Here is a 7,561-nt window from a genome sequence, read left to right as displayed (position 1 = left end):
CGCCGCCGCACCCCTTGCGCCTCGAGTTCGGCGAGCTCGCGCCTGCGGGCGCGCCCGTCGGCGAGCGTCATCGCCAGCAGGCCGACCAGCACCACGGCGGTGGCCGCGTAGGAGAGAAAGACGAAGGCTTCGTGGCTCATCATGGGCGCGCCTCGCTGCTGCCGATGGACTGCGCCGCCTGGCGCCGCATGGCGCTCACCCGCCGCCGCAGGATCTCGTTGCGCATCGCCATGAAATGCAGGGTGAAGAAGATCAGCGTGAAGGCGATCGCCATCACCAAGAGCGGATAGAGCAGCGTCGGGTGGATGGTCGGGCCGTCGAGCCGCATGACGCTCGCCGGCTGGTGCAGCGTGTTCCACCACTCGACCGAGAACTTGATGATCGGGATGTTGATGAAGCCCACAAGCGTGAGCACCGCCGCCGGCCGCGCGGCGCGGGCCGGATCGTCCATCGCCTTGTGCAGCGCCATCAGCCCCAGATACATCAAAAACAGCACGAACACCGAGGTGAGCCGTGCGTCCCAGACCCACCAGGTGCCCCACATCGGCCGGCCCCAGAGCGAGCCGGTCAGCAGCGACAGGAAGGTGAAGGCGGCGCCGATCGGCAGCGCCGACTTGGCGGCGACATCGGCCAGCGGATGCCGCCACACCAGCGTGCCGATCGAGGCCACCGCCATCACCGAATAGCACATCATGGCGAGCCAGGCCGACGGCACGTGGATGAACATGATCCTCACCGTGATGCCCTGCTGGTAATCCTCGGGTGCTGCGAAGGACATGTAGAGCCCGATCAGCAGGGTGACCGCCGAGGCGGCTGCGAGATAGGGCAGCACCCGCCCGGACAGGGCGAGAAACCGGGTCGGATTGGCGAGGCTGGTAAACCAGCCCTGGGGGGCGGTGGTGTCACTCATGCTTTGTCTCTAATGCTTGCCGGAACCGGTTTCAATGCGCCAGATCAAACTGGCGCGCTGAACGGCTGTGTCAATCGGACGCTCCCTTCAGCGCCGCGGCGGCCGCGACCGGGCCGAGGGCGGCGAAGAACAGCGCGATCGCCGACAGGATCATGAAGGGCGGCCAGAACGGATCGGGATCGGTCACCGCGGCGTAGGAGGCGCTCACCCCGAAGATCAACACCGGGATGGCGAGCGGCAGGATCAGGATCGACACCAGGAGCCCGCCGCGCGGCAGCGCCACGGCGATCGCCGCCCCCACCGCGCCGATGAAGGAGATCGCCGGGGTGCCCGCCAGCAGCGTCAGCATCACAGCACCCGTGGACAGCGCGCTCATGTTCATGAGCAGGCCCAAGAGCGGCGCGGCCAGCACCAAGGGAAGGCCGGTGGCGAGCCAGTGCGCGAGGCACTTGACGAACACCGTCGCCACCAGCGCCAGCCAGTCCTGCATCAGGAGCAGGTCGAGCGAGCCGTCCTCGCGGTCGGCCTGGAACAGCCGGTCGAGGCCCAAGAGCGAGGCGAGCAGCGCGCCGATCCACAGGATCGCCGGGCCGATCCGCGCGAGAAGATTGAGATCCGGGCCGATGCCGAAAGGGATGACGGCGACCACCGCGAGAAAGAACAACACGCCCAGCATCGCCGCCCCGCCGGAGCGGGTGGCGATCGCCAGGTCGCGTTTGAGCAGCGCCATCATGACCAGCTCTCCGCCGAGGCGGACGCCGCCCGGTGCCTGCCCGACAGTTCGAGCGAGCGGACGGCATCGAGCCCCAGCGGCTGGTGGGTGGCGGCGATCGCCATGCCGCCCTCTGCCAGATGCGCCCGCACCAGATCGGCGAAGAGCTGGTCGGAGCGCTTGTCCAGCGCCGCGGTCGGCTCGTCGAGCAGCCACAGCGGCCGGTGCGCCACCAGGAGCCGCGCCAGCGCGATGCGCCGCTGCTGGCCGGCGGAGAGATAGCCGAAGGGCAGATGCGCCACGCCGCCGAGTTCGACCGCGTCGATGGCCGCGTCGATCGACAGGCCGCGGCCGCTTTCGGGCGCCTGGAAACGCTGCCAGAAGGCGAGGTTCTCCGACACCCTGAGCTCGCGCTTCATGGCGTTGCGGTGGCCGAGATAATGGGTGAATTCGGCGACCGGCAGTTCGGCCCCGTCGTCGCCGGCAAGCGTGAAGCGTCCCGAATCAGCCGCGAGCAGTCCCGCGAGCACGCGCAGCAGCGTCGACTTGCCCGCCCCGTTGGGGCCGGTGACGACCAGCGCCTCGCCGCGCGTAAGGGTAAAGGAGACATCTTCGAACAGGACGCTGTCGCCCCGGCGTCCCTTGAGTTTGGTGGCTGTCGCCTGCATTCAGTCCCCGCTTCGACCCGCCGGTGAAAGCCGCGGACCGGTCAAAAACATGCCGCCCAAAAAAATGACAAATGAGCCATTGGTTGATCTGGCACGTTCTTACGAAATTATCTATAACCCCCGCAACCACGCCAGCGGTCGGCGTGATTTTGATAAAGCGCCGAACATGACGCCTCCCGGCGTCACGGGCGGACAGCGGAAATGATCGTACCCGCATCCTTTACGCATGAGCGTGCAGGGGTTCGCCTTGAAACATCGGCTGAACTGATGAAAGCGGGTTGCCTGTGGCCAAATCACTCGACAGCTTCAAATGCCGTTCCACCCTCAAGGTCGGTGACACCGACTATGTCTATTACAGCCTGGTCGAGGCCGAGAAGAACGGACTGACCGGGATTTCGGCGCTTCCCTTCTCGATGAAGGTGATTCTCGAAAACCTGCTGCGCAACGAGGACGGACGCACCGTCAAGAAGGAAGACATCCTCGCCGTCGTGGCCTGGCTCACCAACAAGGGCAATGCCGAGGCCGAGATCGCCTACCGTCCGGCGCGCGTGCTGATGCAGGACTTCACCGGCGTTCCCGCCGTGGTCGACCTCGCCGCCATGCGCGACGCCATGGTGGCGCTCGGCGGCGACCCGCAGAAGATCAACCCGCTGGTGCCGGTCGATCTGGTCATCGACCATTCGGTGATCGTCGACGAATTCGGCACGCCCACCGCGCTGGCGCGCAATGTCGAGCATGAATACGAGCGCAACGGCGAGCGCTACCGCTTTTTGAAGTGGGGCCAGCAGGCGTTCAAGAATTTCCGCGTCGTCCCCCCCGGCACCGGCATCTGCCACCAGGTCAACCTCGAATATCTGGGCCAGACCGTCTGGACCCGCGAAGAGGACGGCGAAATCACCGCCTATCCCGACACCTGCGTGGGCACCGACAGCCACACCACCATGATCAACGGCCTGGGCGTTCTGGGCTGGGGCGTGGGCGGCATCGAGGCGGAAGCGGCCATGCTTGGCCAGCCGATCTCCATGCTCTTGCCCGAGGTCATCGGCTTCAGGCTCACCGGCGCGCTCAAGGAAGGCGTCACCGCCACCGACCTGGTGCTGACCGTGGTGCAGATGCTGCGCAAGAAGGGCGTGGTGTCGAAATTCGTCGAATTCTTCGGCCCCGGCCTCGATTCGATGACGCTGGCCGACCGCGCCACCATCGGCAACATGGGTCCCGAATACGGCGCCACCTGCGGCTTCTTCCCGGTCGACGGCGAGACCGTCAAGTACCTCACCATGTCGGGCCGCGAGGAAAACCGCATCAAGCTGGTCGAGGCCTATTGCAAGGCGCAGGGCATGTGGCGCGACACCGGCGCTGCCGACCCGCTCTTCACCGACACGCTGGATCTCGATCTTTCCACCGTGGTGCCGTCGATGGCCGGCCCCAAGCGTCCCGAAGGCCGCATCGCGCTCGAGAACATCGCCTCCGGCTTCGCCAAGTCGCTCGAGGACGAGTACAAGAAGCCCGGCCAGCTCAAGACCCGCTATGCCGTCGAGGGCGAGGACTATGACCTCGGCCATGGCGACGTGGCGATCGCCGCGATCACCTCGTGCACCAACACCTCGAACCCCAGCGTGCTGATCGGCGCGGGCCTGCTCGCCCGCAACGCGGTCGCCCGCGGCCTCAAGGTCAAGCCCTGGGTCAAGACCTCGCTCGCCCCCGGCAGCCAGGTGGTGGCGGAATACCTCGCCAAGTCCGGCCTGCAGGAAGATCTCGACAAGCTCGGCTTCAACCTGGTCGGCTTCGGCTGCACCACCTGCATCGGCAATTCCGGGCCGCTGCCGGAGCCCGTGTCGAAGACCATCAACGACAAGGGCCTGATCGCCGCCGGCGTGCTGTCGGGCAACCGCAACTTCGAAGGCCGCATCTCGCCCGACGTCCAGGCCAATTACCTGGCCTCGCCGCCGCTGGTGGTGGCCTATGCGCTGGCGGGCTCGGTGCAGATGGACCTGACCTCCGAGCCGATCGGCGAGGACAAGGACGGCAAGCCGGTCTTCCTCAAGGACATCTGGCCCTCCTCCCAGGAGATCCAGGAGTTCATCATGAAATATGTCACCCGCGAACTCTATGCGGCCAAATATGCCGACGTGTTCAAGGGCGACGAGAACTGGCAGGCCGTCGAGGCCCCGCAGAGTCAGACCTACGCCTGGGACGACCAGTCGACCTATGTGCAGAACCCGCCTTACTTCGAAGGCATGGGCAAGTCCGGCGCGGGCATTTCCGACATCAAGGGCGCCCGCGTGCTGGGTCTGTTCGGCGACAAGATCACCACCGACCACATCTCGCCGGCCGGCTCGATCAAGGCGCAGTCGCCTGCTGGCAGCTATCTGATGGACCACGGCGTGGGCGTGGCCGACTTCAACCAGTACGGCACACGGCGCGGCAATCACGAAGTGATGATGCGCGGCACCTTCGCCAATATCCGGCTGCGCAACCACATGCTGGGGCCGAACGGACGTGAAGGCGGCTACACCTTCCACTATCCGAGCCGCGAGGAGGTCTCGATCTTCGACGCCGCCATGCAGTACAAGGCCGAAGGGGTGCCGCTGGTGATCTTTGCCGGTGGCGAATATGGCAACGGTTCGTCACGCGACTGGGCCGCGAAGGGCACCAATCTCTTGGGCGTCCGCGCCGTCATCGCCCAGTCCTACGAGCGCATCCACCGCTCCAACCTCGTCGGCATGGGCGTGATCCCCTTTGTCTTCGAGGAAGGCACGAGCTGGGAAAGCCTGGGGCTCAAGGGCGACGAGGTGGTTTCGATCGAAGGGCTGGCCAATATCCAGCCGCGCGAGCGGAAGATCGCCAAGGTCACCTTTGCCGACGGCACGGTCAAGGAAGTGCCGATCCTCTGCCGCGTCGACACGCTCGATGAGCTCGACTACCTCAAGAACGGCGGCATCCTGCAGACCGTTCTGCGCGATCTGGCTGCCTAAGCCATTTCCTCAACGGGAATACGAAAGGCCGGGCTCGCGCCCGGCCTTTCTCGTTTGTGACTGCGCCGGATTCAAAGGGTTGAAGCGTCCTTTGTGTGTCCAAGTGGACGCAAGGCGGTCTAAAGCCCGGCAGCGACGGCCTCGAGACGGACCCTGCCGTCATTGAGGAAGCAGGCCTTGTCGAACAGGGTGAGATCCAGCGGATTGGGCAGCCTGATATCGGCGAAGGTCGGAAACGGCTGCCGGACCGGATCGTAGCGGCGGTCGACCTGCGAGATGCAGATGACGGTGATCCGCCGTGCCATGGCAAATTCACGCAGGGCGCGGACCTGGGTCATCAGGTCCGGATTGTCCCGCCGCTGGTCGAGCAGTTGCAAATAGTCGACCACCGCCAGCGTGCCGGAGGCAGCCTGCTGCAGTTTCTCCGCGATGTATCCGCCGCTGATATGCTCGGAGCCGTCGAAGCTGAAGCGGTCGCCGAAGGCGGCGGGGTCGGCGTCAAGCGCACGGAAGCGGCCGACCAGGTCCGTTTCGGTATAGTCGAGCGAGAAGAAGGCCGCCCGGTGGCCCGCCTTCATCGCCTCGATCGCCAGCGCCAGCGCCAGCAGGGTCTTGCCCTGCCCCGGCCGGGCGGCGCTGATGACCAGATCGCCCGGGGCAAGCTCGGCATAAAGCGCGCCGGCCGGCGGCAGGTCGCCATGCCGGGCGGCAAGATGGCTCCAGTTGCGGAACCCTTCGCGGATGGCGACCCTGTCGAGGGCTGCGTGCAGCGGCAGGTTCTCGCCGCGCGCCATTTGCCTGGCGCGGTGTTTCAACCGGTAGATGGGAGCAGATGATTTCATGACCGACCTCTTGGTTCAGGGCGGAAACGGCAATCCCTCCACATGCCGGCGCCCGGAAGGCCTGGTCTGATCAAGAGGTCCCGCATGACGCGTGCTTCCCGTAGGCGGAGGGCGGAGGCTCGGACCGGGAGCCTTGCGGCGACGATACTCCGATTCGGCCGGAAACTTCCACTGCCCCGCGACAGCGGTGTGCGGGGGGTCAATCGAATGTGATTTGGACGTGTGGGGGACTCCGCGCTACATATCTGCACGTAGACCCGCCCTTCCAGAATGAACCGTTCGATTGACCGGCCCGGACGACGGGGCTTCACCTGATGGAAACGGATCGAGATCCATGACTGCGTGCACCTGTATCCTTGTCATTGCCGTTCCCGCGCTTGCATCCGCCGCCTGGGTGATGACCCCTGCCGCGGCCCAGGCGGGCGAACTGGCGGGCGTGGTCGAGCTGTTCACCAGCCAAGGATGTTCGTCCTGCCCCCCTGCCGACGCGGAACTGGTGCGGCTGACGGAGGAAGGCGAGGTGCTGACGCTAAGCTATCACGTCGACTACTGGAACTATCTGGGCTGGCCCGACACGCTGTCGAGCCGGGCCAACACCGAGCGGCAATACGGCTATGCCAGCACGCTCAAGCGCAACAATGTCTACACGCCGCAGGCCGTCATCAACGGCCAGGACCATGTCAACGGCGCCGACGGTCCGGCGATCGACGCCATGGTCGACAGCCTCGCCTCCAGCGGCGGCGGGCTGCCGGTTGCGGTGAGCGCCGAGATGGACGCCGACGGGCTGCGCATCTCGGTCGCAAAGGGCGAGGGCAAGGCCGACATTGTCGTGGTCTATTTCGACGACGTCACCACCGTGAAGATCACCCGCGGCGAGAACGCCGGCCGCAGCGTCACCTATCGCCACAGCGTCCAGGACATCGGCACCGTCGGCATGTGGAGCGGCGAGGCGGTGACGCTGAACCTGCCCGCCTCTGTGATGTCCGCCCATCCCGGGCGCGGCTGCGCCGTCCTGTTGCAGCAGGTCGGCAAGGACGGGGCGCCCGGCCGGATTCTCGGCGCGGCGGTGATCGAACCGCAAGAACCGGCCTGACCACGCAAAAATGGACCGGCGGGGGAGCCGGCCCAGCTATGCTCTGGGTATAGGGGAATTGCCTCACGCATCAGGCCGCGGGAACGAGCCGCTGCTGGATGATCCGTTCCGGGGACCCCGAGGGGGCTGGGGGGCTGTGAATTCGAGATCCCCGGTTCGAACCGTCTGAGGCAACACAGGCAGTTTCAGAGCCAAATCGGGCGCGGATTGGGCTGAAATGCGGCCCAATTATGCCGCACGGCGGTTTTTGGCCAAATCCGGGTCAACAACCGCAACGCGGTGACTCGTTTCGTGATCGCGCCACCTCCGGCCGGCGGGGCGAACTATGGGGGGCGGTGAGGCTTCAGCGGCAGGCGAAGAC

At 65.9% G+C, this 7,561-nt stretch carries 7 protein-coding genes; 2 read left to right on the top strand and 5 right to left on the bottom strand.

What is annotated here, in order from left to right:
- The 4 genes from ccmD to ccmA form a co-directional block, all read right to left on the bottom strand.
- The coding region (ccmD, locus tag LL06_RS24195; RefSeq protein ID WP_035533149.1) for a heme exporter protein CcmD at window positions 1–140 on the bottom strand (140 nt) is incomplete at its 3' end.
- Window positions 140–910, bottom strand: coding sequence for a heme ABC transporter permease (locus LL06_RS24190; protein WP_035533146.1), 771 nt, complete (start codon window positions 908–910; stop codon window positions 140–142). The genes ccmD and LL06_RS24190, both read right to left, overlap by 1 nt.
- 70 nt (window positions 911–980) lie before the next feature.
- A complete protein-coding gene (gene ccmB, locus LL06_RS24185; protein WP_035533144.1) occupies window positions 981–1,643 on the bottom strand; it encodes a heme exporter protein CcmB in 663 nt (220 codons plus the stop codon).
- On the bottom strand, window positions 1,640–2,290 hold the full coding sequence (gene ccmA / locus LL06_RS24180) for a heme ABC exporter ATP-binding protein CcmA (protein ID WP_035533142.1): 651 nt from the start codon (window positions 2,288–2,290) through the stop codon (window positions 1,640–1,642). The genes ccmB and ccmA overlap by 4 nt, the downstream gene beginning before the upstream one ends.
- A 284-nt stretch (window positions 2,291–2,574) precedes the next feature.
- Between ccmA and acnA the strand changes: the two genes are divergently transcribed.
- Entirely contained in the window at window positions 2,575–5,265 is a 2,691-nt protein-coding gene (gene acnA, locus LL06_RS24175) for an aconitate hydratase AcnA (protein WP_035533140.1), read from the top strand.
- Window positions 5,266–5,384: 119 nt separating this feature from the next.
- Here acnA and LL06_RS24170 read toward each other — a convergent pair whose 3' ends face one another.
- Window positions 5,385–6,107 (bottom strand): DNA helicase, encoded by a 723-nt coding sequence (locus LL06_RS24170; protein ID WP_035533138.1) that lies wholly within the window; start codon window positions 6,105–6,107, stop codon window positions 5,385–5,387.
- 334 nt (window positions 6,108–6,441) lie between these two features.
- Between LL06_RS24170 and LL06_RS24165 the strand changes: the two genes are divergently transcribed.
- A complete protein-coding gene (locus tag LL06_RS24165) occupies window positions 6,442–7,200 on the top strand; it encodes a DUF1223 domain-containing protein (RefSeq protein WP_035533137.1) in 759 nt (252 codons plus the stop codon).
- Window positions 7,201–7,561 lie beyond the last annotated feature (361 nt).

Origin of the sequence: Hoeflea sp. BAL378, from assembly GCF_000759435.1 — a bacterium.
In the GTDB taxonomy this organism is placed as follows: Bacteria; Pseudomonadota; Alphaproteobacteria; order Rhizobiales; family Rhizobiaceae; genus Hoeflea.
Note: the sequence above shows the minus strand (reverse complement) of the source record. Positions and strands in the feature narration are given on the sequence as shown.

Excerpts from the sequence above, each read along its gene's own strand:
- LL06_RS24190 (WP_035533146.1), bottom strand. The coding sequence starts at position 910 with ATGAGTGACACCACCGCCCCCCAGGGCTGGTTTACCAGCCTCGCCAAT.
- ccmB (WP_035533144.1), bottom strand. The coding sequence starts at position 1,643 with ATGATGGCGCTGCTCAAACGCGACCTGGCGATCGCCACCCGCTCCGGC.
- ccmA (WP_035533142.1), bottom strand. The coding sequence starts at position 2,290 with ATGCAGGCGACAGCCACCAAACTCAAGGGACGCCGGGGCGACAGCGTC.
- LL06_RS24170 (WP_035533138.1), bottom strand. The coding sequence starts at position 6,107 with ATGAAATCATCTGCTCCCATCTACCGGTTGAAACACCGCGCCAGGCAA.
- LL06_RS24165 (WP_035533137.1), top strand. The coding sequence starts at position 6,442 with ATGACTGCGTGCACCTGTATCCTTGTCATTGCCGTTCCCGCGCTTGCA.